Raw genomic sequence first — 1,609 nt, forward strand, 5'->3', positions numbered from 1 at the left:
ACGCCATCGACACCGTGCGTCCAACGGCGACCATCGTGGTGACTGACTCGGCACTGGCGGTGGGTCAGACATCGGTGGTGACCATCACCTTCTCCGAGGCAGTGGCTGGCTTTACCACGGCCGATCTGACGGTGAGCAACGGTACTCTGAGCAATCTCAGCACCAGCGATAACATCACTTATACCGCGACCCTGACGCCGACGGCGGGCATCACTGATGCAACCAACCTGGTCACACTGGACAACAGCGGTGTGCAGGATGCAGCGGGTAACACCGGCAGCGGCACCACCGACTCCAACAACTACGCCATCGACAGCCAGCGCCCGACGGCCACTATCGTTCTGGCGGACGCGACCCTGAGTGCCGGCGAAACTTCACTGGTGACGATCACCTTCAGCGAGGCGGTGACCGGTTTTGACAACAGTGACTTGAGCATCGCCAACGGCACGCTCAGCGCAGTCAGCAGCAGCGACGGCGGGATTACCTGGACCGCGACGTTTACCCCGACAGCAGGCATAAGTGACGCCAGCAATATCATCACCCTGGCCAATACCGGCGTGACCGACATAGCCGGCAACACCGGCAGCGGCACCACGAGTTCCGGTAACTACACCATCGATACGGTGCTGCCGACGGCGACCATCGTGGTGGCCGACAATGCGTTGAAAATCGGTGAAACGTCGTTGGTGACCATCACTTTCAGCGAAGCCGTCAGCGGTTTTTCCAATTCCGACCTGACCATCGCCAACGGCACCTTGACCTCCGTCAGCAGCAGCGACGGCGGCATCACCTGGACCGCGACCTTCACCCCGACCAGCGCCATCACCGACACCAGCAACGTCATCACCCTGGACAACAGCGGTGTGCAAAACGCCTCGGGCAATGCCGGCAGCGGCACCACCGATTCCAACAACTACGCCATCGACACCGTGCGCCCGACGGCGACCATCGTGGTGACGGACACGGCGTTGAGCATCGGCGAAACCTCATTGGTGACGATCACCTTCAGTGAGGCGGTCAGCGGTTTCACCAACGCCGACCTGACCATTGCCAACGGCACGTTGACCTCGGTGAGCAGCAGCGACGGCGGCATTACCTGGACTGCAACCTTCACGCCTTCGGCGAGCATCAACGACACGACCAACCTGATCACCCTGGACAATACCGGGGTCAGCGACCTGTCGGGCAACGCCGGCAGCGGCACTACCGACTCCAACAACTATGCCATCGACATGGTCCGCCCGACCGCCACGATTGTGCTGGCCGACCCGACGCTGAGTGCCGGTGAAACCTCGTTGGTAACCATCACCTTCTCCGAGGCGGTGAGCGGTTTCGACAACGCCGACCTGTCCGTTCCCAACGGCACGTTGAGCGCGGTGAGCAGCAGCGACGGCGGCATTACCTGGACCGCGACCTTCACGCCGAACGTTGCGATCAACGACACGACCAACCTGATCATCCTGGACAACAGCGGCGTCACCGATCTGGCCGGCAACACCGGCAGCGGCACCACCAACTCCGCCAATTTCACCATCGACACCGTGTTGCCGACCGCCACCATCGTGGTCGCCGACAATGCCCTGAACGTCGGCGAAACCTCGCTGGTGAC

General features: G+C 61.9%; 1 protein-coding gene. It reads left to right on the forward strand.

What is annotated here, in order from left to right; translation table 11 throughout:
• A partial coding sequence (locus PMI34_RS12910; RefSeq protein ID WP_008050414.1) for an Ig-like domain-containing protein occupies nucleotides 1-1,609 on the forward strand: 1,609 nt, incomplete at both ends.

The sequence above is a fragment of the Pseudomonas sp. GM74 genome (genome assembly GCF_000282455.1).
Taxonomy (GTDB): Bacteria; Pseudomonadota; Gammaproteobacteria; order Pseudomonadales; family Pseudomonadaceae; genus Aquipseudomonas.